This window comes from Ornithinimicrobium pekingense DSM 21552, from assembly GCF_000421185.1.
Classification (GTDB): Bacteria; Actinomycetota; Actinomycetes; order Actinomycetales; family Dermatophilaceae; genus Ornithinicoccus; species Ornithinicoccus pekingensis.
Map to the genome: position 1 here is coordinate 89963 of NZ_ATWJ01000013.1, position 26492 is coordinate 116454.

Here is a 26492-nt window from a genome sequence, read left to right on the forward strand (position 1 = left end):
CCTGCGTCCAGTGTGGCCCTGCCGGCCCGCCGCCGCCACGCCTGGCCGCCGTGCCGGCCACCGGCGTCGGTGGCACGCTGGGCAGGTGGCGCGCGAGCGGCATACCCCGGAGGAGCCCCGGCCCGAGCAGCCGCTGGCGCGGTACCAGCGGATGCGCGACTTCTCGCGCACGCCCGAGCCCAGCGGCGCGGTCGCGGCCGGCGGCGGGGATGAGCGCGTCTTCGTCGTGCAGCGCCACCGCGCGACGCGCCTGCACTACGACTTTCGGCTCGAGGTCGACGGCGTCCTCGCCAGCTGGGCAGTGCCGAAGGGCCCGACGCTCGACCCGGAGGTGCGGCGGCTGGCGATCCACGTCGAGGACCACCCGATGGAGTACCTCCACTTCGAGGGCGTCATCCCCTCCGGGGAGTACGGCGGCGGCGACGTCATCGTCTGGGACACCGGCACGTGGGAGCCGCACTCCGACGAGGACCCGGCGACGGCGATCCGCGACGGCACGCTGCACGTGGTCCTGCACGGGGAGCGGCTGCGCGGCGTCTTCATGCTCGTGCGGACCGGCCGCGACGGGGGCGACAAGGAGCAGTGGCTGCTCTTCCACAAGCACGACGAGCACGCGGTCGAGGGCTGGGACGCCGAGGACCACCCGACCTCGGTGCTCAGCGGCCGCACCAACGACGAGGTCAAGGCCGACCCCGACCGGGAGTGGCACAGCGACCTGCCCGCCGCCGAGGCGTCGGTCGCGCTCAAGGTAGAGCCGCCGGAGCCGGTGGGCGAAGACGAGCTGGCGGCCCTCGACGCGCTCGGGGGGTCGGGCAGCTGGGAGGTCTTCGGACGCTTGCTCAAGGTCACCAACCTCGACAAGGTCCTCTTCCCCGCGCGCGAGGGCGAGGAGCCGGTCACCAAGCGCGACCTGCTCCGGTATGCCGCGCAGGTCGCGCCGGTCTCGCTGCCGTACCTGGCGGGGAGGGCGCTCAACCTGCACCGCTACCCCGGCGGCGCCACCACGAAGGGCTTCTGGCACAAGGAGCTGCCCGGTCACGCGCCGTCGTGGGTGCCCCGCTGGGACAACCCCGGCGCCGGCCCCGGGGAGACGAAGACCTACCTCGTCGTCGACGAGGCGGCGGCGCTGGTGTGGGCGGCCAACTTCGGCGCGCTGGAGTGGCACCCGTGGACGTCCCGCACGGACGCCCCGGACCTGCCGACCTACGTGATGTTCGACATCGACCCGGGCGAGCGGACGGGCTGGGAGGAGACGCTCGTGCTCGCCCGGCTGCACCGGACCGCCTTCGAGCACATGGGGGTGCGCGCCTACCCGAAGGTGACGGGCCGGCGCGGCATCCAGGTGTGGGTGCCGATCCGGCGCGGGCCGAGCTTCGCCGACACCCGGGCGTGGGCGGAGAAGGTCTCCCGCAGCATCGGCGCGGTCGTGCCCGAGCTGGTCAGCTGGACGTGGGAGGTCAAGGGGCGCAAGGGCCTGGCGCGGCTGGACTACACCCAGAACGCCGTCAACAAGACCCTCGTCGCGCCCTGGAGCCCCCGCCCGGCAGCGGGTGCGCCGGTGTCGGTGCCGATCGCGTGGGACGAGCTGGACGACCCTGACCTGCGGCCCGACCGGTGGACGGTCCGGACCGTGATCGAGCGGATCGCGGAGACCGGCGACCTCTTCGCCGGCGCGCTGCACCACGACCAGGTGCTGCCGCGGGTGCGGTGAGGGCCACGGACAACACTCACCGACTGTCCCAGTTACGTCGTCAGACCGCGCTCGACGGCGACGAAACCGGGACACTCGGCGGGACCTGCCTCAGCCGACCCGGTCGTCGACCTTCACGTCACCGCCCTCGGCGTGCTTGGCGCAGTGGGCGCAGCAGTACCAGCGCTCCTGCACCTCCACGCCGTGGCCGATCACCTTGCACCCGCAGTGCTCGCACACCGGCGCCAGCAGGTGGATCGCGCACTCGAAGCTGTCGAAGGTGTGGGTGTTGCCGGCCGTGACGACCTCGAAGCTCTTGTCGTAGTCGTTGCCGCAGACCTCGCAGGTGGCCATGGCTGCCGTCCTCTCCCGGTGGGGTTCGGGCCGGGCGTCGACCCGATGCCTCCGACCGTAGGGGCGCCCCGTCCCCCGTGCCACCGGGAATGCCGGTGCGGCACGGCATACCCGGTCGGTAGGGTGCGCGGCCATGACCACCTCCCCGATCACGCTGACCCGCCTCGACCCGACGGGCGCCGACCGCGGCGCGCTGGTGGAGTTCATGACGGGCAGCGTCTTCCCCTTCCACATGGTCCCGCGGCCGACGCCCGCGCAGGTGGAGGGGTGGATCGGCGAGGGCGCCTACCGCGACGAGGACAACGACTCCTTCTGGGTCGAGCACGCGGAGCTGGGGCGGGTCGGGTTCTTCCGCCTGGAGGACCTGACCGACGACGCGCCGGTGTTCGACCTGCGGCTGGGCGAGGGCTTCCGCGGCCGGGGGCTGGCGGCCGAGGTGCTGCGCGCGGCCACCGAGCTCGTCTTCACCACGATGCCGCAGGTCAACCGGTTCGAGGGGCAGACGCGGGAGGACAACCTGGCGATGCGGCGCACCTTCCTGCGGTGCGGCTTCCTCAAGGAGGCGCACTACCGCGAGGGCTGGCCGGTCGAGGGCGGTGAGCCGGTCGCGTCCGTGGCCTACGGGATCCTGCGCCGCGACTGGCAGAGCGGCACGGTCACGCCGTTCGTGTGGGAGGACCTGGCCTGAGCCTCACGCGTCACCGCGACATCGTCGTTCGGCGGTCGACATCGCCCAGCTGGGCGATGTCGAGTGACTGAGGGCGAGCACGCCTTCGGGGTATGCCGTGGAGCCGGCGCGGTGCGTGCCGTGCCGGTCACGCCGTCTCCCACTCGTCGAAGATCAGCCAGGTCCGGGTGGCGCGGACGCCGGGGACGGCCTGGATCTGGCCGAGGACGACGTCGCGCAGCTCGTGGTTGTCGTGGGCGCGCACCTGCACGAGGATGTCGAACTCGGCGCCCACCAGCGCCACCCGCTGGACGCCGGGGATCTCCGAGAGTCCCTGGGCGACCCGCCGCCAGCTGTCCTGCTCGATGCTCACGGACACGAAGGCCGACGTCGCCAGCCCCATCCGGTCGGGGTCGACCGTCACCGTGAAGCCGGTGATCACGCCGTCGCGCTGCAACCGCTCCAGCCGGGCGTAGGCGTTGGCGCGGGAGATGTGCGTCTGCTCGGCCAGCGCCCGCACCGAGAGGCGTCCGTCGGCCCGCAGCGCGTCCACCATCGCCAGGTCGGTCTCGTCGAGCTGCGCCACCCGTCTTCCCGGTGGTGCCACTCGTCGCTGGGGCGTGGACGTTGTGTCGTCGTTCATCGCCTCATCGTGCCAGATGTCTTGACCTCACGGCTCAGTTTCACCCGTGTGTCCGGCCTGGGTGACGATAGGGACAACGAACGTCTGTGAGGATCTCAACGATGAGCGACATCGCCCACCTGCTGCCGTGCGCGGAGCCGGTCCGCTTCCTGGCGCCCGACGGCACCCCCGCCGAGCCGACCGCCGAGACTGCGGCCACGATGGAGGCCCGCGGCTACGTCATACCCGACGACGAGGACCTGCTCGCGGTGTGGCGCGGCATGGTCGTCGGCCGCCGCTTCGACGCGCAGGCCACCGCGCTGACCAAACAGGGCCGCCTCGCGGTCTACCCCAGCTCGCGCGGGCAGGACGCCTGCCAGGTCGCGCCGGTGCTCGGCCTCGGCGCAGACGACTGGATGTTCCCGACCTACCGCGACTCGATGGCCCTGGTCACCCGCGGCATCGACCCCGTCGAGGTGCTGACGCTGCTGCGCGGCGACTGGCACTGCGGCTACGACCCCGTGTCGACCCGCACGGCCCCGCAGTGCACCCCGCTGGCGACCCAGGCCGTGCACGCGGCCGGCGCCGCCGACGGCCTGCGCCGCAAGGGTGTCGAGGGGGTCGCGCTGTGCCTCATCGGCGACGGCGCCACCTCCGAGGGCGACTTCCACGAGGGCCTCAACTTCGCGGCCGTCTTCAACGCCCCGGTCGTCTACCTCGTGCAGAACAACAAGTACGCCATCTCCGTCCCGCTGGCCAGGCAGACCAAGGCGCCCGCGCTGGCCTACAAGGGCGTCGGCTACGGCGTGCGCAGCGAGCAGGTCGACGGCAACGACCCCGCGGCCGTGCTCGCGGTGATGCGCGCCGCATACCGGCACGCCCGCGAGGGCAAGGGGCCCGTGCTGGTGGAGGCGCACACCTACCGCATGGAGGCGCACACCAACGCCGACGACGCGACCCGCTACCGCACGCCGGACGAGGTCGACGGGTGGACCGGGCAGGACCCGCTCGTGCGGCTGCAGGCCTACCTGGTCGGGCGCGGGGTGCTCGACGACGCGCGGATCGAGGAGGTCAGGGCCGAGGCCGAGGCCTTCGCCGCCGACCTGCGCACGCGGATGAACGCCGAGCCGCAGGTCGACCCGATGCACCTGTTCGACCACGTCTACGCCGAGCCGACGCCCCAGCTGCGCGAGCAGCGCGAGATGGTGCGCGCCGAGATCGCCGGGTCCGCGCACGCCGCGCACGGCCCGGCCGAGGAGAAGGAGGGGGCGCGATGAGCCGGCCCACCACATACGCCCAGGCCCTCAACGCCGCGCTCCGGGACGCCCTGACCGAGGACGAGTCCGTCCTGGTCTTCGGCGAGGACGTCGGCGCGCTCGGCGGCGTCTTCCGCATCACCGACGGCCTGACCCGCGACTTCGGCGAGGAGCGCTGCTTCGACACACCGCTGGCCGAGGCGGGGATCGCCGGGTATGCCGTGGGGCTGTGCACGCAGGGCTTCCGGCCGGTGATCGAGATGCAGTTCGACGCGTTCGGCTACCCGGCGTTCGAGCAGGTCGTCTCGCACGTGGCCAAGATGCGCAACCGCACCCAGGGTCGGCTGACGCTGCCGATGGTGATCCGCTACCCCTACGCCGGCGGCATCGGCGGGGTCGAGCACCACTGCGACTCATCCGAGGGCTACTACGTCCACACGCCGGGGCTGCACGTGGTGACGCCGTCCACGCCGGCCGACGCCTACAGCCTGCTGCGCGAGGCGATCGCCTCCGACGACCCTGTCGTGTTCATGGAGCCCAAGTCGCTCTACTGGTCCAAGGCCGAGCTCGAGCTGCCGACGCGGACCGAGCCGTTCGGCACGGCGGTCGTGCGGCGCGAGGGCGCCGACGTCACGCTCATCACCTACGGGCCGCAGGTACCCAACGCGCTCAAGGCCGCCGAGATCGCCGCGGTCGAGGAGGACTGGGACATCGAGGTCGTCGACCTGCGCACGCTGGTGCCCTTCGACGACGAGACGGTGATGGCATCCGTGCGCAAGACCGGCCGGGCCGTGGTGCTCGCCGAGGCCCAGGGCTTCGCCGGGATGGGCGCGGAGGTCGCGGCGCGGGTCAGCGAGCGCTGCTTCCACTCCCTCGCCGCGCCGGTGCTGCGCGTCACGGGGCTGGACATCCCCTACCCGCCGCCGATCCTGGAGCACTCCCACCTGCCCGGCGTCGACCGCATCCTCGACACGGTCGCGCGGCTGCAGTGGGACGACGAGCCCGACCTGACCTTCGCCGACCGGCCCGGCACGACGGGGGTGCCCGCGTGAGCGCGACCGACCAGGTCTTCCGCCTGCCCGACCTCGGGGAGGGGCTCACGGAGGCCGAGATCGTCAGCTGGCACGTCGCGGTCGGGGACGAGGTCGGCGTCGACCAGGAGGTGGTCACGGTCGAGACGGCCAAGGCCGCGGTCGACGTGCCCTGCCCCTTCGCCGGCGCCGTCGCCGAGCTGCACGCCGAGCCCGGCACCGTCCTGGAGGTCGGCGCCCCCCTCATCACCATCGCGGGCGGCGACGGGGCGGGTATGCCGGTCAACGGCGCCTCGTCCGCGGGTGCGGGTGCTGCGGGCGAGCAGTACCGCGAGGAGGAGCGCGCCGGTGCCAAGGCGGCCGACGACTCCCCCGAGCGGCCGCTGATCGGCTACGGCGCGGGCGACGGCCCCGCGCGGCGCAGCGGCGGCCGACGCCGCCGCACCGCTACCACCACCCCCACCAACCCCACCGCCCCCCTCTCCCCACCGACGACGTCGGGTGCACGCGAAACCACCCCACCGACGACGTCGGGTGCACGCACGGGCCGCGCGGTCCGCGTCATTTCCCCGCTCGTCCGCCGGCTGGCGCAGGAGTGGGGCATCGACCTGACGACGGTGACGCCAGGCCCGACCGGGGTGATCCGCCGCAAGGACCTCGAGGCGGCCCGGGACCGTGCACCCGACGTCGTCGGTCGGGGTGAGAAGCGTGCACCCGACGTCCCCGGTCGGGGTGAGAAGCGTGCACCCGACGTCCCCGGTCGGGGTGAGAAGCGTGCACACGACGTCCCCGGTCAAGCGAAGGGTCTGCGCGAGGAGCGGGTCCCGATCCAGGGCGTGCAGCGCCTCATGGTCGAGCGGCTCTCCACCTCGCGCCGCGAGATCCCCGACGCGACGACCTGGGTCGACGTCGACGCCACGCGCCTGATGAAGGCCAAGGACCGCCTCAAGGCGGCCCGTCCCGACGCGGGGATCGGCGTCCTGCCCCTCCTGGCGCGCATCGCGGTCGCGGGGCTCACCGCATACCCGGCCCTGAACTCCTCGGTGGACCTCGACGCCGGCGAGATCGTGCGCCACGGCGCGGTCAACCTCGGCTTCGCCGCGCAGAGCCCGCGCGGGCTGGTCGTGCCCGTCGTGCACGGCGCGCAGGCGATGACGACCGCCGAGCTGGCGGCCGCCCTGCGCGAGTTGACCGAGAGGGCGCGCGAGGGAAGGCTGTCCCCGGCCGAGCTGACGGGCGGGACGTTCACGCTCAACAACTACGGCGTGTTCGGGGTGGACGGCTCGACGCCGATCATCAACCACCCCGAGGCGGCGATGCTCGGCGTCGGGCGGATCGTCGACAAGCCCTGGGTGCACAAGGGCCGCCTCAAGGTCCGCAAGGTCACCCAGCTGTCCTTCACCTTCGACCACCGGGTGTGCGACGGCGGGACGGCGGGCGGCTTCCTGCGGTTCGTGGCCGACTGCGTCGAGGACCCGGGCGTGCTCCTGGCCGACCTCTGAGGGCTCGCGCGTGCGCCCGGCGACCCCCGACGACCTGCACGAGATCTGCCGGTCGCTGCCCGAGACCGAGCTCGGGGTCACGTGGGGCGACGTGCCGACCTACGTCGTGCCGCGCGGGCCGAAGGGGCGGGGCTTCTGCCTCTTCCGCCCGGCGCGCCGCGACGCCGTCGACCCCGCCACGGGTGAGCCCTACGACGACCTCGTCGTGCTCCGCTGCGGCAGCCGCGAGGACCGTGACGCGCTGCTCGAGGACGAGAGCCTGCCCTTCTTCACGATCGACCACTTCCGCAGCCACGACACGGTGGCGGTGCTGGTGCGGCTCTCACGGCTGGGCGAGATCGACGTCGACGAGCTGCGGGAGGTCGTGACCGAGGCGTGGCTGGCGGTCGCGCCGCGACGGCCGGCCAAGGAGCACTTCCCGGGCCTCTAGGCGACCGTGCCCCGTGCTCGACCTCGCAGGGGCACGCCGACCAGCGCCAGACCGACCAGCGCCCACCCGGCCAGCACGAGCAGCGCCATACCCGCGCCCGCGCCGTCGAAGAAGGCGACCGACCGCAGCGCCGTCGCGCCCGCACCCGGCGGGAGCCACTGGCCCAGCGCGCCCCACCCTCCGGGGAGCATCTCGGGGGCGCTCGTGACGCCGGAGAGCGGGTTGCCCAGGACGACCATCACCAGCGCGCCCAGCGCCAGTCCGCCGCCGCCGAGGAGCCGGACGAGCCCGGCCACGACTGCGCCGACGGCCAGGACGAGCAGGGCAGCCGCCGCCGCGTTGGCCCAGAAGGAGCCCTCGAGCGCCCCGAGCCAGCCCTGGAGCAGGCCGACGACGACCAGGCCGCCGAGCGCCGCGCCGGCCAGCAGCACGCCACCGCGCACCACCGCACCCCCGCGCACGCGCAGCGCGGTCGCCGCACCGAGCGCCAGACCACCGATGACCAGCGGAAGCAGCCCGGCCGCCAGCCCCACCCCCCGCGGGTCGTCGGCCGGGAGCGGCACGACGTCGGTGACAGGAAGCGGACCTCCGGCCTGCGGGGGTATGCCGTCCGCCAGCTGCGTCAGCACCTGGGCGACTGCGGGGCTCGCGGCGGAGGCGAACAGCGCCTCGCCACCCTGCGGCCCGAGGACGAGCGCACCGTAGACCTCACGGTCCCGGACGGCCTGCTCGGCCTCCGCGCGGTCCGCGAGCACCCTCACGTCGAAGGCGTCCGCGCCTGCGCCGGAGGCGAGCTGGGCCTCCACCTGCTGCACCACCGCTGGTGGTGCGACGACCGCGAGGGCGACACCCCGCGGCGCGGTGCTGACCGCCGGCCAGGCGAAGGCCGCCACGAGCAGGGCGAGCAGGGTTGCGACCCCGAGGGGGACGCCCACGGCGTGCGTCCGGCCGCTGCCGTCGTGGCCCGGGGAGGAGCCGGGTGTGCCGACCCGCGTCGTCGTGGGCCCGTGCTGGGTCATGGTCATGATGCCTCCAAACCGAATGCTCGTTCTTTGACGTCTCCAGCGTGGACCCGCCGGTCGCTCCTGTCAAGAACGATCGTTCGGTTTAGAGTGGGACCATGCCCCGGGTCACCGACGAGCACCGTGCCGCACGCCGCGAGCAGATCCTGTCCGCGGCCGTCGTCTGCGTCGCCGAGGAGGGCTTCCACAAGACGACGATGGCGCACGTCATCCAGCGGTCCGGGCTGTCGGCCGGCGCGGTCTACGGCTACTTCCGCGGCAAGGACGAGATCATCGCCGCGATCGCCGAGCAGGCGCTGACCCTGGTCACGCACGCGGTGGACGAGCTGGTCGCAGCAGGGCAGGTCCCGTCGGTGTGGGAGCTCGTCGGCCACATCGCCGGCACGGCCGAGGCACGGGCGGCCGCGACCGGGGTCGACCTGACCCGGGTCATGGTCGCGGCCTGGGCGGAGGCGGTCAGGGACGAGCGGGTGCGCGCGGTGGCTGCTCCGTTGGTGGCGCGGCTGCGCGACCGCGTCGCCGACGTCGTCGCCGCCCTCCAGGGCGAGGGCCGCTGGGACCCCGGCGCCGACCCGCACCTCGTCGCCCAGGCGGTGGTCGGGCTGGTCCCCGGCTTCGTGCTGCAGCGCCTCATCGTCCAGGACGTGGACGCGGCCGGGTATGCCGTCGCCGTCAGGGGCCTGCTCGAGGGCCAGCGGGAGCCGGCTGGTCGACCGGCACCAGCCTGAGCATCTCCCGCTCGGTCTCGCGCGAGAGCGCCCCGGGCCCACCGGTGAGGACGAGGCGTTCCGGGCGCAGGTCGCCGACGGCCTGCCGGGTCGCGGCGGGCACCCGGTCCGGGGCGACGAGGAGGACCGCACCCCCCTCGGCGGCAGCCACCGGGGCCGCCGCGAGCGCGTCGGCGAAGTCGGTGGCGACGCTGACGTGCAGCACCCGGCCCGGCTCGGTGTCCTGGGCGAGCAGCACGGCCGTCTCGTAGCGGTTGGTGCCGCCGCGGCGCTCTACCTCGCCGGCGAACGTCCCCAGCTCGGCCAGCACCTCCTCCGAGACCGAGCCCGGCCCGCCGGCGACCACGATCCGCGTCGGCGCCAGGTCACGCAGGGCGTCCGCGGTGGCGTCCGGGACGTTGCCGGGGCGCACGAGCAGGATCGGGCTGTCGCGCTGCCCGGCCTGGGCGGCGGCGGCGAGCGCGTCGGGGAACCCGCCGCCGGTGGCGACGTAGACCGTCCCGCCGCGCGTCACCGGCTCCAGCCCGGAGATCCGTGCCGCCGTCTCGTAGCGGTTGGTGCCGGCGACCCGCGCCACCGACGGGGCGTAGGCCAGCAGCTCCTCCAGCACGCCCTCCCCGACGGCGGTGCCGCCCCCGACCACGACCACCTCCTCGGGCGCGCGCCGGACCAGCGCCTCACGGGTGGCCGCGGGCAGCGAGTCAGGGTTGGCGGTGCGGCCCGCTCACGCGGTCCACGGAGGGGCGGTATGCGGCCACGCCGGCCTCGTGCAGGCGCTGGTGGATCGGGTCGGTGAGGGTCTGACCGTAGAGGGGCGACAGGTGCGAGCCGGACCCGTAGAGCTGGACCCGGCCGATCACCGGGGCGCACAGCGGGTTGAGCTCGGAGGGAGGACAGACCCAGTCGCGCAGGTCGACGAAGGAGGCACCCTCCACCTCCCGCGCCCCGGCCCGCATCGAGGGGTTGCCGCTCGCGGCCTCCGGCAGCGGCACGGCGCAGGTCGTCAGGTCGGCCCCCTCCTCGAGGGCCTCGGCGACGCAGCCGGCGGGGGAGCCGCCGGTGGGGGCCGGCGAGTCCCACAGGCCCACGACGTGCGCGACCCCGAGGCCGCGCAGCCACTGCCAGGTCCGGGCGTAGCCGTCCCCGACGTCGCGGCGCATGGCGCCGGTGAGCACGATCTGCGGCGGGTCGGCGGCCAGGTGCTCGGCGAGCGCTGCGTTGTAGTCGTCGCAGGCCTCGTAACCGGGGGTCGGCTCGTCGACGAAGGCGCAGGCGCTCTTGGTGTAGGCCCGCAGCGCCCAGCCCTCCCGCAGCGCGATCTCCTCCAGCGCCGGGAAGAGCCGCCCGATCTTGGAGTCGCCCACCATCGCGACCTCGGTGGCGCTGGTCGGGTCGCCGTAGACGCAACCCTCCCGCAGCGTCGTGCGCGCACGCCCGACATGGCAGCCGTCGTCGTAGTAGGAGGGCTGCAGGGCGTAGAGGTCGGACAGCGGCGGCGTCATGGGCAGCACCGGCCCGACCCGTGTCTGGTCCGCAGGCTCCAGGACCGGCGTCCACCACGACTCCCCGCGCAGCGACCGGGCCCCGAGGTCGTCGTCGGTGGCGTCCAGCGCGGTCGCCGGCGGAGCCCCGAGCAGGAGGGCGGCAGCGAGCAGCGAGGTGAGCCACCGACCGACCCTTCCTCGCGATCCCGGCGGACGACGTTGCAGGTCAGGGGGCACCGCGCGAGTCTACGAAACCGGTGCGCGCCGCCTGGTCACCCCACCAGTCTGATCAGCTCGCGCCGGGTCTCCGTCGCGACCACCCCGGGACCACCGGTCAGCACCACCCGATCGGGGCGCAGCGCCCTGACGGCGTCTCCCGTGGCGGACGGCACCTTCTCGGAGGCGACGAGGAGGACGGCGCCGCCGGACGCTGCGGCCAGGGGTGCCGCCGCGAGCGCGTCGGCGAAGTCGGTGGCGACGCTGACGTGCAGCACCCGGCCCGGTGGGGTGTCCCGGGCGAGGAGGGCGGCGGTCTCGTAGCGGTTGGTGCCGCCGCGTCGCTCCACCTCGCCGGCGAAGGTGTCGAGCTCGGCCAGCACCTCCTCCGAGACCGAGCCGGGCCCGCCGGCGACCACGATCCGCGTCGGCGCCAGCTCGCCGAGGACCTCGGCTGTCGCGTCCGGGACGTTGCCGGGCTGCACGAGCAGGATCGGGCTGTCCTGCTGCCCCGCCTGGGCGGCCGCGGCCAGCGCGTCCGGGAAGCCCGTCCCCGTCGCCACGTAGACCGTGCCAGCCACCTTCACCCGACCGAGCCGCGCCAGCTGCGCGGCCGTCGCGTAGCGGTCCGGGCCCGCGACCCGGTCGACCCGTGCGGCATACGCCGCGAGCTGGTCGAGCACCCCGTCCTCCACCTTGGTCGGGCCCCCGACCACGACGACCTGCGCCGGCGCGAGCCGGACCAGCGCCTCGCGGGTCGCCGTCGGCAGCGAGCCGGGGGTCGTGAGCAGGACCGCGCCGCCGTCGGCGCCCGCCGTGGCGGCGGCAGCCAGGGCGTCGGGGTAGTCACGCCCGCTCGCCACGAACACCCGCCCGCCGGGCTGCACGGACCGGGACAGCTCGGCCGCCGTGGCGTAGCGGTCCCGACCGCTCACGCGGTCCACGGAGGGACGGTATGCGGCCACGCCCGCCTCGTGGAGGCGCTGGTGGATCGGGTCCGTCAGGGTGGCGCTGTAGCCCTGGGCCAGGTGCGAGCCGTCGGAGTAGATGTGGGACCGGCCGACGACCGGGGCGCACAGCGGGCTGAGCTCGCTCTCCGGGCAGACCCAGTCGCGCAGGTCGATGAACTCGGCGAACGGAAGCACCTCGGCCGCGGCACGCAGCGACGGGGTGCCGCTGACCGCCTCCGGCATCTCGATCGCGCACCCCGTCAGGTCGGTGCCGTCCTGCAGGGCGTCCACGACGCACTCCGTCGGGTTCGGCTTCGGGACGGGCGTGTCCCAGAAGGCGACGACGCGCTGCACACCGATCGAACGCAGCCAGGACCAGGTCCGCACGTAGTCGTCGCCGACGTCGCGCCGCATGCCACCGATGAAGGCCATGTCGGGCGGATCCTGGCGCAGGTGCTTCCGCAGCGCGGCGTTGTAGTCGTCGCACTCCTCGTAGCCGGGGGTGGGCCGGTCGACGAACGAGCACGAGCTCTTGGTGTAGGTCCGCAGCACCCAGCCCTCCCGCAGGGCGATCTCCTCCAGCGCCGGGAAGAGCTGGCCCACCTTGGAGTCGCCGATCATCGCGACCGTCACGTCGCTGGAGGTGTCGCCGTAGAGGCAGCCGTCCGCCACCACCGTCGAGCGCCGCGGGGCGTGGCAGCCGTCGGCGTAGTAGGCCGGGTGCCACCGGTGCAGGTTGTCGACCGGAGGGATCTGCGGGAACACCGGTCCGCTGCGGGTGAGGTCCCCGGGCCCCAGCTCCGGCACGCTCCAGCCCTCGCCGCGCAGGGACCGCGCGCCGAGGTCGTTCTCGTCCCCGACGACCGCGGTGGCGGGCGAGGCGCCCAGCGCGAGGGCGGCCACGAGCAGCAGGGCCAGCCAGGCGCCGACCCTCCCCCGTGAGCCCGACGGACGACGTTGCAGGTCAGCGCGCACCGGGGAAGTCTATGCAACCGCTCCTACGGCATACTCCCCGACATGCGCCCCCGCAACCGTGAGGTCCAGGACGCCCTCGACCGGGCCGGCATCGGCTCCCGGATCGTCGTGCTCGACGCCCACGCCCGCACGGCGGTGCTCGCGGCCGAGCAGCTGGGCTGCCCCGTCGGGGCGATCGCCAACAGCCTCGTCTTCCTGGCCGACGGCGAGCCGCTGCTGGTCATGGCCAGCGGCGGCGCGCGCGTGGACACCGACGTGATCGCCAGGGCGGTCGGCGCCGCCACGGTGGGCAAGGCCGACGCGGAGCAGGTGCGCGCGGCGACGGGCCAGGCCATCGGCGGCGTCGCGCCCACCGGCCACCCCCGCCCGCTGCGCACCCTCGTCGACGAGGACCTGCGCGCCCACGAGGAGGTCTGGGCGGCCGGCGGCACCCCGGACACGGTCTTCCCGCTGAGCTTCGAGGAGCTCGTGGCCCTGACCGGCGGGACGGTCGCGACCGTCCGGTGACGGCACGCCCCCCGGTGGCCGGAGGCCTGTCGGCGGTCGCGGATAGGGTCACCGCGTGACCTTGTTCGTGCACCGCGCGGCGAGCACCGACGTGCTCGCCGACGGCCTGGCCGAGCTCCTCGCGACGCCGCTGGAGGACCCGTTCGCCGAGGAGGTCGTCGCCGTGCCCGCCAAGGGTGTGGAGCGCTGGCTCGCCCAGCGGCTGTCGCACCGGCTCGGCGCCGCCCCGGGCGGAGCCGACGGGGTCTGCGCCGGCGTGCGCTTCCTCAACCCGCACTCCCTCGTCGCGCTGGTGCTCGGCGTCGAGCGCGACGACCCGTGGCACCCCGAGCACCTGGCCTGGCCCGTCCTGCGCGCGGTCGACGCGAGCCTGGGCGAGCCGTGGGCGAGCACGCTGGCCACCCATCTGGGGTATGGCGAGACCGGCACCGAGGGCGAGCTGCGTCGCGGCCGCCGGTATGCCGTCGCGCGTCGCCTCGCGGGGCTGTTCGCCGACTACGCGGCGCAGCGGCCGGCCATGCTCGCGGACTGGCGCGAGGGCGGGTCGGGCGACGGGCTGGGGTCCGGCGACGGCCCGGGGACGGGCGGTGCGGTGGCCGACGACCTGGCGTGGCAGCCCGAGCTGTGGCGCCGCGTCCTGGAGGAGGTCGGGGGCGAGCCGCCGGACGTGCGGCAGGCCCGGGTCGTCGCGGCCCTGCGCGAGCGGGGGGCCGCGGGGCTGCGGCTGGGCTCCGACCTGGTGCTCCCGGGTCGGCTCTCGCTCTTCGGCCACACCCGGATCGCCCGCAGCGAGGTCGAGGTCCTCGGTGCCCTGGGCGAGCACCTCGACGTGCACCTGTGGCTACCGCAGGCCTCCCCCGCCGCCTGGGACGCGCTCGCCCCCGCCGCTGCCGGCGGGCCGGTGCCGCGGTCGCAGGACACCTCCGCCGCCGCGGTCCACCACCCGCTGCTGGCCAGCCTGGGGCGCGACGCCCGCGAGCTGCAGCGCACGCTCGCGCTGGCCGGCGGGCTCGACCGGCCGCTGGGCGCCCGGTGGGTGGGCACGTCCCCCGCGGAGGGCCCGCCCACCCTCCTGCGCCTGCTGCAGCACGACCTCGCGCGCGACCACGTCCCGTCGGAGGACGAGCGGCAGGAGCGCGCCCTCGCCCTGGACACGGGTGCTGACGGCCTCGACCGCAGCGTCCAGGTGCACGCCTGCCACGGCCAGACCCGCCAGGTCGAGGTGCTGCGCGACGTCCTGGCCGGGCTGCTGGAGCGCGACCCGACGCTCGAGCCGCGCGACATCCTCGTCATGTGCCCCGACATCGACGCCTACGCACCGCTCGTCCACGCCGGCTTCGGCCTGGGCGAGGTGGTCCGCGGCGACGACACGGGCGGGCCTCGCGCGGACAGCACCGGCGCACGGCGCAGCCACCCGGCGCACGGCCTGCGGGTGCGGCTCGCCGACCGGGCCCCACGTCATACCAACCCGTTGCTGGCCCTCGCCGACCGCCTCGTCGAGCTCGCCGGCGGCCGGGTGACCGCCGGCGAGGTGCTCGACCTGGCCCGCAGCGCTCCGGTACGCCAGCGGTTCGGCCTCGACGACGACGCCCTCGAGCGGCTCGGCGACTGGGTCGAGGCGGTCGTCGTGCGGTGGGGGCTGGACGCCGAGCACCGCGCCGACTACCAGCTCAGCAGCCTGCGGCAGAACACCTGGCGCGCGGGCCTCGACCGCGTGCTCGTCGGTGCCGTGGTCGACGGCCGCGAGACCGACCACGTCGGCCAGACCCTGGCCCTGGACGACCTCGACAGCGGCGACCTCGACCTGGCCGGGCGGCTGGCCGAGCTCGTCGACCGGCTCGGCACCACGCTGCGGGCGCTGCGGGCCGCGGACACCGCCGAGCAGTGGCTGACGGTCATCGGCGACGGCGTGCTCGGCCTGGCCGACGTGCCGCACCGCGACGCCTGGCAGGTCGCCCAGCTCGAGCGCGAGCTGGCGCGCGTGGGCGCGGCCGCCCGCTCCCGCGGCGGGTCCTCCCCGTCGCTGTCGCTGTCCGACGTGCACGCCCTGCTGCGCGAGCAGTCGGCCGGGCGCGCGACCCGCTCCAACTTCCGCACCGGCACGCTGACCGTGTGCACGATGGTGCCGATGCGCTCGGTGCCGCACCGCGTCGTCTGCCTCGTCGGCATGGACGACGGCGTCTTCCCGCGGTCGAGCACCGCCGACGGTGACGACGCCCTCGCCCGGCGTCCCGTCACAGGGGAGCGCGACCTGCGCAGCGAGGACCGCCAGCTGCTGCTCGACGCCGTGATGTCGGCGCGCGACACCCTGGTCGTGACCTACACCGGCGCCGACGAGCACTCGGGCCAGGAGCGCCCACCCGCCGTGCCGCTGGGTGAGCTGCTCGACGCGGTGCGCGCCACCGCCGCCGGCCCCGCGGTCGAGCGCGTCCTCACCCGCCACCCGCTGCAGCCCTTCGACCGCCGCAACCTCGGCGCCCCCCTCACCGACGACGACGCGCTGCTGCCGGGGGGTATGCCGTTCAGCTTCGACCCCTCCGCCCTCGCCGGTGCCCTGGCCCAGGCCCGCGAGCGCGCCGAGCCGGTGCCGATCGCCGCCCACCGGCTGCCCGCGCCGGCCGCCGAGGAGCTGGCCCTGGAGGACCTGCTGCGCTTCTTCGACAACCCGGCCCGGGCCTTCCTGCGGTCCCGGCTCGGGATGCTGCTGCCGGAGGTCCCGGAGCTGCGGGGCGAGGGCATTCCGATCGAGCTCGACGGGCTGCAGAAGTGGGACATCGGCGAACGCATGCTGCAGGCCGTCCTCGCCGGGCAGGACCCGGTGCAGACGGTCGACGCCGAGCGCTGGCGCGGGTCGCTGCCGCCCGACGAGCTGGGCCGGGCGACGATGGAGCAGGTGACCCAGGACGTCCAGCGTCTGTGCGAGGCGGTGTGGCGGGCCGTCCGCACGGGCACCTGGGGCCAGGGGCTGCCGCGCGACAGCGTCGACGTCGACATCGCCCTGCCCGGTGGCCGGCACCTCGTCGGGACCGTCCCCGGCCTCGTCGACGGCCACGCGCTGACCGCCACCTACTCCACCGTGCGGGCCAAGCAGCGGCTGCGCGCCTGGGTCGTCTCGCTGGTGCTCGCCGCGGCCGGGCACGGCGGAACGAGCCGGCTGGTGGGCAGGTACAGCTGGGGCAAGGGCGACAAGAGCCCGGTCCTGGTCACCTCCGGCCCGCACGACCCGGCGCGGGCGGTCGAGCTGCTCGATGCGCTGGTGCGGCTGCGCGACCGCGGCGTCTGCGAGGTCCTCCCGCTCCCGGTCGCGACCGCCGCGACGTGGGCCGAGACCTTCGCCCGCACCGGGAAGGAGACCCTGGCCGACAACCTCGCGGCCAAGGAGTGGGTCACCTCCGACGCCGGCTTCGTCCCCGGTGAGCAGGACGACCCGTCGTGGCGCCGCGTGCTGGGCGGCAGCGCGCCATACCCGGTGCTGACCGGCCCCCCGCAGCCCGACGAGACCTGGCACCCCGGCGTGACCTCACGCCTGGGGCAGCTGGCGCTGCGGGTCTGGGGCCCGGTGCTCGACGGCGCCCAGACGATCGGGAGGCCGTGAGATGACGGGCGCGACGACGAGCACCGGCGCGGCCGCGCCGCCGGTCACGACCATGGCCGGCTTCGACATCTGCGACCCGCTGCCCACGGGGACGATGCTGCTGGAGGCCAGCGCCGGGACGGGCAAGACCTGGACGATCGCCGCGCTGGTCACCCGCTACGTCGCCGAGGGGGTGGTGCCGCTGGAGGAGATGCTCGTGGTCACCTTCAGCCGGGCCGCGAGCCAGGAGCTGCGGGCACGGGTGCGCGAGCAGCTCTCCGAGGCCGAGGCGGTGCTGGCCGGGCGGCGCCCGGCCGACCCCTCCAACGAGCTGCTGACGCTGCTGCTCGACGTCGACGACGAGGAGCGCGCCCGGCGGCACGCCCGCGTGCGCACGGCGCTGACGAGCTTCGACGCCGCGACGATCGCGACGGTCCACCAGTTCTGCCACGAGGTGCTGCGCAGCCTGGGCGTGGCCGGTACCTCCGACGCCTCCGCCGAGCTGGTGGAGGACCTCGACGACCTCCTCGTCGAGGTCGTCGACGACATCTACCTGCGCGGCTTCCGCTCCGACGCCAAGCCGGTCTTCAGCAGGCGCGAGGCGCTGGAGCTGGCCCGGGCCGCGGTGGACGACGTCTACGCCGACCTGCGCCCGACCACCGCCGAGAAGGGCAGCCCGGTGGCGCGGCGGGTCGGCTTCGCCCGGGCGGTGCGCGCCGAGCTGGCCGTCCGCAAGCGCCGGCTGCAGGTCCTGCACTACAACGACCTGCTCACCCAGCTCGCCGACGCCCTCGAGCAGCCCGGCTCCCCCGCCCGCGACCGGATGCGGCAGCGGTGGAGCGTCGTGCTGGTCGACGAGTTCCAGGACACCGACCCCGTGCAGTGGCAGGTGCTCGACCGCGCCTTCTCCGGCCACGCCCGCGCCATGGTGCTCATCGGCGACCCCAAGCAGGCCATCTACGCCTTCCGCGGCGGCGACATCGTCACCTACCTCGCGGCCGCGGCCGGCGCCACCGACCGGCGCACCCTGCCCCGCAACTTCCGCTCCGACCCCGCCGTCGTCGACGCGCTGACCGTGATGCTCGAGGGCGCCGAGCTGGGTCACCCGCAGATCGCGGTGCGTCGTGTCACCGCCGCCCGCGACTCCTCCCGGCTGCGCGGCGCGCCCAGCGACGCCCCCGTACGGCTGCGCCAGGTCCTCCTCGGCGACCACCTCGGCGACGACGACCGGATCGGCCCGACCCGCGCCCACATCGCGCGCGACCTCGCGCTCGACGTCGCCGCGTTGCTCTCCTCCGGGGCCACCTTCGACGGCCGCCCGGTCCAGGCGCACGACGTCGCCGTCCTCGCCCACCGCGGCAAGGACCTCCTCACGGCCCAGGTCGCGCTGCGGGAGGTCGGCATCCACGCGGTCAGCGCCGGCGGCTCCAGCGTCCTCGACAGCGGGGCGGCGCACGACTGGCTCGCGCTGCTGGAGGCCATGGCCGCACCGCACCGCGCGCTCCTCACGCGCGGCGCCGCCCTCACCGACCTCCTCGGGTATGCCGTGCCCGACCTCGACGCCGGCGGCGAGGAGCTCGACGACCGTCTGGCCCAGCTGGCGCGCGACCTGGCCGGCGTCTACGCCCGGCAGGGGATCGCCGCCGTCCTGGAGCGCCTGGTCGCGGCCGGCCTGCCCGAGCGGGTGCTGGGCCAGGTCGGCGGCGAGCGGACGCTGACCGACATCAAGCACGTCGCCGAGCTGCTCCACCACGCCGGGCGCGAGGACCAGCTCGGGCTGGTCGCGCTGCTGGAGTGGCTGCGGGCGCAGATGGCCGAGGACGGGCCGAGCACCACCGGCGCCCGGACCCGGCGGCTCGACAGCGACGCCGCCGCGGTGCAGCTGCTGACCATCCACGGCAGCAAGGGCCTGCAGTTCCCCGTCGTCTACCTGCCCACCCTCACCGACCGCAACGTCCCCGACGTGCCGCGCATCCCGCTGTGCCACGACGAGCCGCCCGAGCGCACCCGCTACCTCGACGTCGGCGGCAGGGGCGGACCCGAGTGGGCCGACTCGGTGCGGCGGCACAAGGAGGAGGACGCCGGGGAGTCCCTGCGGCTGCTCTACGTCGCCCTCACCCGCGCCCAGTCCCAGGTGGTCACCTGGTGGTCGCCGACCACCCGCAACGGCGGCCCCTCCCCGCTTCACCGCGTGCTCTTCGGCCGCGAGCCCGGCGCGGGTCCCGTGCCGCCGACGGCCCGGGTGCCCAAGGACGACGGCCAGGCGCACAGCCGGCTGCGGGCCTGGGCCGACCTGGGCGCCTTCTCGCTCGAGCGGGCCGACCACGCCGCGCCCAGGACGGTCGAGGCGGGCGGCGCCCCCGCCGACCTGCGGGTGGGCCGGTGGACCCGGCGCATCGACCAGGGGTGGCGGCGCACGTCATACACCGCGCTGTCCACGCCCCGCGACCCCTCCGGGCTCGAGCTGACCGGGGGCGTCGGCAGCGAGCCCGAGGTGACCCCGCGCGAGGACGAGCCCGACACCCCCGACCCCGTGGTCGCCGGCTCCCCGGCCCTGCCCGGGCTGGAGATCCCCGTGCCGGGGGCCGACGTGCCCTCGCCGATGGCCGACCTGCCGGTGGGCGCGACCTTCGGCTCGCTGGTGCACGGGGTGCTCGAGCACGCCGACCCGCAGGCGGCCGGCGGGCTGCGCGCCGAGCTGCTGACCCACATCGCCGAGCAGCGCGTCCAGTGGCCCGTGACGCTCGACCCCGACGAGCTCGCCGACGCGCTCGTCGCCGTCTGCGACACCCCGCTCGGGCCGCTCGCCGGCAACGCGACGCTGCGCGAGATCCCGATGTCCGACCGGTTGCGCGAGCTCGACTTCGAGCTGCCGCTGGGTGGCGGCGACCTGCGACGACAGACCCCGTCGGCCGCCCGCGAACCCTCCGCGCGCGTGCTCGGCGACCTCGTCCCGCTGCTGCGGGCGCACCTGCCCGCCGGTGACCCCGTGCGCGGGTGGTCCGACGTGCTCGAGCACAACCCCGAGCTCGCCGGGCAGGAGCTGCGCGGCTACCTCACGGGCTCGGTCGACGTCGTGCTGCGCACCGGCGGCCGCTACCTCGTGGTCGACTACAAGACCAACTGGCTTGGCCGGCCCGAGCAGCCGCTGACCGCCGCCGACTACCGCCCCGAGATGCTCGACGAGGCGATGGGGCACTCCTCCTACCCCCTCCAGGCGCTGCTGTATGCCGTCGTCGCCCACCGCTTCCTGCGCTGGCGGCTGCCCGGCTACGACCCCGCGAAGCACCTCGGCGGGGTGCTCTACCTCTACGTGCGGGGCATGTGCGGGCCGCGGACCCCGGTCGTCGACGGCCACCCGTGCGGGGTGTTCTCGTGGCGGCCGCCGGTGGCGCTGGTCACCGGCGTCTCAGACCTGCTGGACGGGCGGCTCGACGCAAGGAATGACCAGCGATGACATCGATCGAGACCTTCGAGCCGGTCGGCGAGCACGACCGGCGGCTCGCGCTGAGCGCCAGGGGCGCGCTCGGCGCCTTCAACCGTGCCGGGGTGCTCACGGCCGCCGACGTGCACATCGCCCGGACGCTGGCCCGGGTCACCCGCGAGCAGGAGGAGGACGCGGTGATCGCCGTCGCCCTCGCCTCGCGCGCGGTGCGGTCGGGGTCGGTCGCGGTCGACCTGTCCACGGTCGCCCCCGACGAGGGCGACCTTGCCGAGCTGCCCTGGCCCGACCCCGACGGCTGGACCGACCGGGTGGCCTCCAGCAAGCTCGCCACCCAGGGCGCGCTCGTCGTCGACCAGGGCCTGGTCTACCTGCAGCGCTACCACCACCAGGAGGTCCAGGTCGTCGACGACCTGCGCGCCCGGGCCGACCTGGGCCCGCTGCCCGTCGACGAGGCCGTGCTCGCCACCGGCCTCGAGCGGGTCTTCCCCGGTGAGGGGTATGCCGAGCAGCGCGCGGCGGCGGACGCCCTGGCCCGCGCGCGCACCGGCGTGCTGACCGGCGGGCCGGGCACCGGCAAGACCACGACGGTCGCCGGGGTGCTGGCGCTGCTGGCCGAGCAGGCGGCCGCCGCCGGCGAGCGCCCGCTGCGGGTCGGGCTGGCGGCGCCGACCGGCAAGGCCGCGGCCCGGGTCAAGGCGGCGGTGTCGGGCGCGCTGGAGGAGATCCTCGGTCGCACCCCCGACCCCGCCGTGCGCGCCGTCATCGAGCCGCTGGGACGCGTCGAGGCGATGACGCTGCACCGGCTGCTCGGCTGGCGGCCCGACAGCCGCACCCGCTTCCGGCACGACCGCACCAACCGGCTCTCCCACGACGTCGTGCTCGTCGACGAGGCCTCGATGGTGTCGCTGACGCAGATGGCCCGGCTGCTGGAGGCGCTGCGCCCCGGCGCCCGGCTCATCCTCGTCGGCGACGCCGACCAGCTGGTGTCGGTGGACGCCGGGGCGGTGCTGGCCGACATCGTCGCCGGGGCGGCCCTGGACCCCGAGAGCTCGCCGGTCGCTCTCGCCCGGCTCCGCACGGTCCACCGGTTCGGCGAGACGATCGGTGCGCTCGCCGAGGCCCTGCGCGTCGGTGACGCCGACGCGGTGGTCGCCGCGCTCTCGGCGGGCAGCGCGGAGGTGGAGTGGGTGCGCGAGGAGGACCCCACGGCATACCTGCGCCCGCTGCTGACCCGTCACGCCCGGGCCGTTCTCGACGCCGCCCGCCGGGGTGACGCCGACCGGGCCATGCAGGCGCTGGGGCGGCACCGGCTGCTGTGCGCCCACCGCGAGGGGCCGCAGGGCGTGCGCACCTGGAACCATCTGACCGAGACCTGGCTCGGGGAGGACACCGGCCTGACGTTCTACGACCCGATGTACCTCGGGCGACCCCTCCTGGTCACCGCCAACGACTACGCCACGGGGGTGCTCAACGGCGACACGGGCGTCGTCGTGGCCTCGCAGACGCCCGACGGCACGCCGGTGCGGATGGCGGTCATCGAGGGGGCCGCGGGGCCGCAGCGGTTCGCGCCGAGCAGGCTGGGTGACGTCGAGACGATGCACGCGATGACGATCCACAAGGCCCAGGGCAGCCAGGCCGAGGAGATCACCGCCCTGCTGCCCGAGGCCGACTCGCCGCTGCTGACCCGCGAGCTGTTCTACACGGCCGTGACGCGGGCCGAGCGCACGGTGCGGGTGGTCGGCTCCGAGGAGGTCGTGCGGGCCGCCGTCGCCCGCCGGGTGGTCCGGGCCAGCGGGCTGCGGCAGCGCCTCATACCCTGACGGGCTCGCGCTCGGCGGCCGGCGCGACGACCTCCTGGTGTCCGCGGCCGGGGCGCAGGGCCATCAGCGCGTAGAGGATCGCGGCCAGGTCGACCAGCTCCTGGGTCAGCGCGCCCGCGACCGCCGGGATGTGGCCGAAGGCGGCCACGACCATCAGGCCGAGACTGAGCACGACGCCGATCCAGATGGCGGTGAGCGCCACCCGGTAGGTGTGCCGCCCGACCTCCACCGCCTGCACGACCTTGCCGATGTCGTCGCGGGTGATGACCACGTCGGCGGCCTCGCTGGCGGCCGTGGCGCCGCGCGCCCCCATCGCGATGCCGACGTCGGCGGCGGCCAGGACCGGTGCGTCGTTGATGCCGTCGCCGACCATGACCACGGGGCGGTGCGGCATCGCGGTGACGATCCGCACCTTGTCCTGCGGCAGGAGCTCGGCGTGCACGCCGGAGGGTTCGACGCCGGCGTCGGCGGCGAGCGAGACGGCGGTGGTCCGGTTGTCCCCGGTGAGGACCACGACGTCGCGGATCCCCAGGTCGCGCAGCACCTGCACGGTGGCGGCCGCGTTGGGGCGCAGCGGGTCGGCCAGCACGAGGTTGCCGGCGAACCGTCCCCCCACCGCCACCGAGACGGCGGTCTGGCCGGCGCCCAGCTCGGCGGGGTATGCGGTGGGGTCGGTCTCGCGCACCAGCTGCAGCTTGCCGACGACGATCTGCCGCCCCTCGACGGTTGCGGTCACGCCGTGGGTGGCCAGCTCCTCGCCGTCGACGGCCTCCGCCAGCGCGAGGCCGCGGCGACGGGCGGCACGGATGACCCCCTCGGCCAGGACGTGGGAGGAGTGCTGCTCCGCGGAGGCTGCCAGGCGCAGGAGCTCGTCGGGGTCCGTGCCGGGCGCGGCGTCGACCCGGACGAGCTCGGGCTCGCCCCGGCTCAGCGTCCCCGTCTTGTCGAACGCCACCGACCGGGCCCGGGCGAGCGCCTCCAGGGTCCCGCCGCCCTTGACGACGATGCCCAGGTGAGCGGCCCTGCTGGTCCCGCCGAGGAAGGCCACGGGTGCGGCGATCAGCAGCGGGCAGGGGGTGGCCAGCACGAGCACCTCGGCGAAGCGCACCGGGTCGCCGGAGAGCCACCACGCCAGGCCGGCGACCAGCAGCGACACCGCGGTGAAGGGCACCGCGAACCGGTCCGCGACCCGCACCGTCGGCGCCTTGTTCTCCTCGGCGCGGGCCACCAGGCGCAGGATGCCCTGGTACTGCGAGTCCGCCGCCCGGGCCGTCGCCCGCATGCGGACCGCGCGGGTGCCGTTGAGCGCGCCGCTGAGCACGGTGTCCCCGCGGCCGCGGACGACCGGCAAGCTCTCGCCCGTGAGCGAGGACTCGTCGAAGGTCGCCTCCTCGTCGAGCAGCACCCCGTCCACGGGCACGACCTCGGCGGGCCGCACGAGGAGCACGTCCTGGGGCTCCACCGCGTCCACCGGGAGGTCCTCGACGAGCGGGTCGCCGGTGCCGGTGCCGGTGGTGCCGGTTGTGCCGTCGGCGCCTGTGCCGTCGGCACGGGCCCCGGGTATGCGGTGCGCCACCTGCGGGGCCCGCGCCAGGAGCGTGGTGAGCTCGGCACGGGCGCGCGCCGCCGCATACTCCTCGAGCGCCTCTCCACCGGAGAGCATGAGCACGATGATGACCGCGGCGACGTACTCCTCCACCGCGACGGTCGCGATCATCGCCACGACCGCGAGGATGTCCAGCCCGTAGTGCCCGCGCAGGACGTCACGGACCATGCCGGCGCCGGTGCGCGCGATGACCAGGACGACGTAGAGGCTGGCCACCCACCGGGCCACGGGCTCCTGGTCCGCGACGAGCAGGCCCAGCACGAGGGCGAGCAGGATGAGCGTCAGCCCGACCACGGGGTGACGTCGGACCGCTGCGGCGACCGCGCCCATGACCTAGGGATACCGCAGTGCGGTGGCGCCCACCAGCAAGGACAGGCTGTGCTTGCCCCGCGTGCCACGCCCGCGTCCGGCGCCCGGCGCCCCGCGCCCCGCGGCCCCGCGCCCCGCGGAGGATCGCGCGCACTGTCGTCCGTCCACATCCTCGGGACGCCTGTCCGGTCTGTCCACAGACCGCTGCGCGGGCCTTGTCCGGGCCGCGGAAGGTCGATGGGATGGAGGCAGCAGCGCAGGAGGGAGGTGCACGATGACCGTCGAACCGCAGGACCACGAGGACGAGGCCCCGGTGGTCGATCTTGCCGCCCGCCGCGCCCTCCGGGACGAGCGCCGGGCCGGGGAGGGTGAGGTGCACCCGTCGGTGCTGCGCATGCGTGCCGCCGGTGCGAAGCGGTCGGTGCAGGACGCCGACCTCCTGCGGGCCACGGCCGACGTGGTCGACGCGGTCCGTGACTCCGTGCTCGACCGCCGTGGTCTCGTCGGTGTCGAGCTGGGCCGGACGCAGTCCGCCTCCGTCGCCCAGGAGGCGCGCAATCTGGCCGTCGGCGAGCTCCAGCTGGCGATCGGGCTCGGGGTGACCGAGGCCAGGGTCATGGTCAACGCCGCGACCGCCCCGGGGGACGTGCGGCGCGTCGTCGACCGCGCGCTGCGCTCCGGAGAGGCGTCCTGGGCGCTGGTGCGGGCGTTCTTCGAGAGGACGACCGGGCTGAGCGACGAGCAGCGCCTGCTGGTCGCCCTGGCCCTCTTCGGCGACGACCCCGCCCTGGCGCACGAGGACCGGCTCGACCCCGACGGAGGCCTGCACCACCTGCCCTGGGGCCATGCCCGGTTCGGCGCGGCCCTCGACGGCGAGGTCACGGCGTGCCGGTCGACCGATCCCGACGACGAACGCGACCGCCGCGCCAAGGCCTACGCCCGCCGCCGCCTGACCCTCAAGGTGCACGACGACGGCACCGCCACCCTGCGGGTGACCGGGCCCGCGGCCACGATGGTCGCGGTCAACCAGCGCATGGACCGGGCGGCCCGGACGCTGCGCAAGGCCGGTGACCCCCGCACCCTCGACCAGCTCCGGGTCGACGTCGCCGGCGCCACCCTGCTCTACGGCACGGTCACCCTGCCCGGGGTCGGCGATGGCGCTGGCGAAGGCGCGGGCGATGGCGAAGGAGACGACGCTGAGCACGACGCTGCCCCGACGCCGGGTGACGACGTCCATGACACTGGTAGCTCCACCACGACCTCGACAGAGCATGAGGGCCTGGTCGACGAGATCCTCGCTCCCGAGGAGCTGGCGCACATCGCCCGGGTGGTCAACGCCCTGCCCCTGGTCCAGCTGCAGGTCGTCGTCCCCTACAGCACTCTCGCCGGTGGCTTTCCCCTCTGCGGCAGCTGCGGACGAGGAACAGCGGAGGATCCACCGCTCCCAGACCCCTCGTCAGCCCCACCACACCCGGAACCACCGCACCTGAGACCGCCAGGTCCCCGACCATCGCCGGAGCCTGCCCAGCCGCCACAACCCCACCGGCGCGGCCGGGGCCGCGTCGCCGAGGTGCTGGGTCCGCACCCCTTCTTCATCACCGACGGGCACGCCCGTGAGCTGGCGCTCTTCCCGGGCACGACGCTGCACCGGCTCGTGGTCGACCCCCTCGACGGCCGTCTCGTCGAACGCACCATCTCGACCTACCGCCCGGACACCGACATGCGACGGCAGGTCGTCGCGGCCGACGTCTTCAGCCGGGCTCCCGGGTCCCGGCTCGGCGCGCACGCCGGCGAGCTCGACCACGTCACCCCCTACGGCTGGGCCGGCGGGCCGACGAGCGAGACCAACCTGGCGCTGCTGGCCAAGCGTCCGCACCAGTTCAAGACGGACGGGGCGTGGCACGCCGCGATCAACGACCGGCGCGACGTGACGTTCACCTCCGTGCTCGGCCAGGTGACGACGACGCGGGTGCACGACTACCGGACCTACCTGCGGCAGCGCCACCCCGACGACCTCGAGGCCCGCCGGGACCTGGCCGGCCGGCTGGTCTACGCCGCCCTCGCCGCTCGCCCGGCAGCACGTCGGGGAGGCCGGCCCGACGACGGGATCCGGCTGGACTGGACCGGGCGGAGCGGCACCACCTACGACGGCCCCTCCCCCAGCCACCCCACGCTGGACGACCTGCTCGACGAGGAGCCGCAGGACGGTCATGGTGCCGACGGCGGCGCGGACGACGGTGGTCCGGCGTGAGCGTCCCCGCCCACGACGCGCGCCCCAAGGCCTCACCGGACGCGCACCGCCCG

General features: G+C 75.2%; 19 protein-coding genes. 12 read left to right on the forward strand and 7 right to left on the reverse strand.

What is annotated here, in order from left to right:
* Positions 1–85: 85 nt before the first annotated feature.
* Positions 86–1711, forward strand: coding sequence for a non-homologous end-joining DNA ligase LigD (locus tag K330_RS0114805; protein ID WP_022922596.1), 1626 nt, complete (start codon positions 86–88; stop codon positions 1709–1711).
* 90 nt (positions 1712–1801) lie between these two features.
* Here the strand turns inward: K330_RS0114805 and K330_RS0114810 are convergent, their stop codons facing one another.
* Positions 1802–2044, reverse strand: a complete 243-nt coding sequence (locus tag K330_RS0114810; RefSeq protein WP_022922597.1) for a hypothetical protein — start codon at positions 2042–2044, stop codon at positions 1802–1804.
* Between the two features lie 133 nt (positions 2045–2177).
* Here K330_RS0114810 and K330_RS0114815 point away from each other — a divergent pair, with 133 nt between their 5' ends.
* A complete protein-coding gene (locus K330_RS0114815) occupies positions 2178–2732 on the forward strand; it encodes a GNAT family N-acetyltransferase (RefSeq protein ID WP_022922598.1) in 555 nt (184 codons plus the stop codon).
* A 127-nt stretch (positions 2733–2859) separates the two neighbouring features.
* Here K330_RS0114815 and K330_RS0114820 read toward each other — a convergent pair whose 3' ends face one another.
* Complete coding sequence (locus K330_RS0114820; RefSeq protein ID WP_084617595.1) at positions 2860–3354, reverse strand: Lrp/AsnC family transcriptional regulator; 495 nt, start codon at positions 3352–3354, stop codon at positions 2860–2862.
* A 101-nt stretch (positions 3355–3455) separates the two neighbouring features.
* Between K330_RS0114820 and K330_RS21610 the strand changes: the two genes are divergently transcribed.
* From K330_RS21610 to K330_RS0114840, 4 genes are read left to right on the forward strand one after another with little or no spacing between them, the layout of a single operon-like run.
* Positions 3456–4610 (forward strand): thiamine pyrophosphate-dependent dehydrogenase E1 component subunit alpha, encoded by a 1155-nt coding sequence (locus K330_RS21610; protein ID WP_022922600.1) that lies wholly within the window; start codon positions 3456–3458, stop codon positions 4608–4610.
* Positions 4607–5641: an alpha-ketoacid dehydrogenase subunit beta gene (locus K330_RS21615; protein WP_022922601.1), complete on the forward strand. Its 1035-nt coding sequence runs from the start codon at positions 4607–4609 to the stop codon at positions 5639–5641. The genes K330_RS21610 and K330_RS21615 overlap by 4 nt, the downstream gene beginning before the upstream one ends.
* Entirely contained in the window at positions 5638–7122 is a 1485-nt protein-coding gene (locus K330_RS0114835) for a dihydrolipoamide acetyltransferase family protein (protein WP_029202717.1), read from the forward strand. Before K330_RS21615 ends, K330_RS0114835 begins: the two co-directional genes overlap by 4 nt.
* Before the next feature lie 10 nt (positions 7123–7132).
* A complete protein-coding gene (locus tag K330_RS0114840; protein ID WP_029202718.1) occupies positions 7133–7552 on the forward strand; it encodes an MmcQ/YjbR family DNA-binding protein in 420 nt (139 codons plus the stop codon).
* On the opposite strand, the gene K330_RS0114845 is transcribed toward K330_RS0114840, so the two are convergent.
* Positions 7549–8577, reverse strand: coding sequence for a hypothetical protein (locus tag K330_RS0114845; RefSeq protein ID WP_202804535.1), 1029 nt, complete (start codon positions 8575–8577; stop codon positions 7549–7551). The genes K330_RS0114840 and K330_RS0114845 overlap by 4 nt on opposite strands.
* Positions 8578–8672: 95 nt before the next feature.
* Between K330_RS0114845 and K330_RS0114850 the strand changes: the two genes are divergently transcribed.
* Positions 8673–9302, forward strand: a complete 630-nt coding sequence (locus K330_RS0114850) for a TetR/AcrR family transcriptional regulator (protein WP_022922603.1) — start codon at positions 8673–8675, stop codon at positions 9300–9302.
* On the opposite strand, the gene K330_RS0114855 is transcribed toward K330_RS0114850, so the two are convergent.
* From K330_RS0114855 to K330_RS0114865, 3 genes are read right to left on the reverse strand one after another with little or no spacing between them, the layout of a single operon-like run.
* Positions 9247–9945, reverse strand: a complete 699-nt coding sequence (locus K330_RS0114855; protein WP_022922604.1) for a cell wall-binding repeat-containing protein — start codon at positions 9943–9945, stop codon at positions 9247–9249. The genes K330_RS0114850 and K330_RS0114855 overlap by 56 nt on opposite strands.
* Before the next feature lie 58 nt (positions 9946–10003).
* Positions 10004–11023, reverse strand: coding sequence for an SGNH hydrolase domain-containing protein (locus tag K330_RS0114860; protein ID WP_022922605.1), 1020 nt, complete (start codon positions 11021–11023; stop codon positions 10004–10006).
* 35 nt (positions 11024–11058) lie between these two features.
* Positions 11059–12927: a cell wall-binding repeat-containing protein gene (locus K330_RS0114865; RefSeq protein WP_022922606.1), complete on the reverse strand. Its 1869-nt coding sequence runs from the start codon at positions 12925–12927 to the stop codon at positions 11059–11061.
* Between the two features lie 42 nt (positions 12928–12969).
* Here K330_RS0114865 and K330_RS0114870 point away from each other — a divergent pair, with 42 nt between their 5' ends.
* Genes K330_RS0114870 through recD form a run of 4 tightly spaced genes read left to right on the forward strand, consistent with a single transcriptional unit; the run spans position 12970 to position 22273 of the window.
* Positions 12970–13434, forward strand: coding sequence for a YbaK/EbsC family protein (locus tag K330_RS0114870; RefSeq protein ID WP_022922607.1), 465 nt, complete (start codon positions 12970–12972; stop codon positions 13432–13434).
* Positions 13435–13489: 55 nt separating this feature from the next.
* Positions 13490–17029, forward strand: a complete 3540-nt coding sequence (gene recC / locus K330_RS0114875) for an exodeoxyribonuclease V subunit gamma (protein ID WP_022922608.1) — start codon at positions 13490–13492, stop codon at positions 17027–17029.
* A 1-nt stretch (position 17030) separates the two neighbouring features.
* A complete protein-coding gene (locus K330_RS0114880) occupies positions 17031–20465 on the forward strand; it encodes a UvrD-helicase domain-containing protein (RefSeq protein WP_022922609.1) in 3435 nt (1144 codons plus the stop codon).
* Positions 20462–22273: an exodeoxyribonuclease V subunit alpha gene (gene recD / locus K330_RS0114885; RefSeq protein WP_022922610.1), complete on the forward strand. Its 1812-nt coding sequence runs from the start codon at positions 20462–20464 to the stop codon at positions 22271–22273. The genes K330_RS0114880 and recD overlap by 4 nt, the downstream gene beginning before the upstream one ends.
* Here the strand turns inward: recD and K330_RS0114890 are convergent.
* A complete protein-coding gene (locus K330_RS0114890) occupies positions 22263–24209 on the reverse strand; it encodes a heavy metal translocating P-type ATPase (protein WP_022922611.1) in 1947 nt (648 codons plus the stop codon). The genes recD and K330_RS0114890 overlap by 11 nt on opposite strands.
* A gap of 253 nt (positions 24210–24462) precedes the next feature.
* Here K330_RS0114890 and K330_RS0114895 point away from each other — a divergent pair, with 253 nt between their 5' ends.
* A complete protein-coding gene (locus tag K330_RS0114895) occupies positions 24463–26439 on the forward strand; it encodes a hypothetical protein (protein WP_022922612.1) in 1977 nt (658 codons plus the stop codon).
* Positions 26440–26492: the final 53 nt, after the last annotated feature.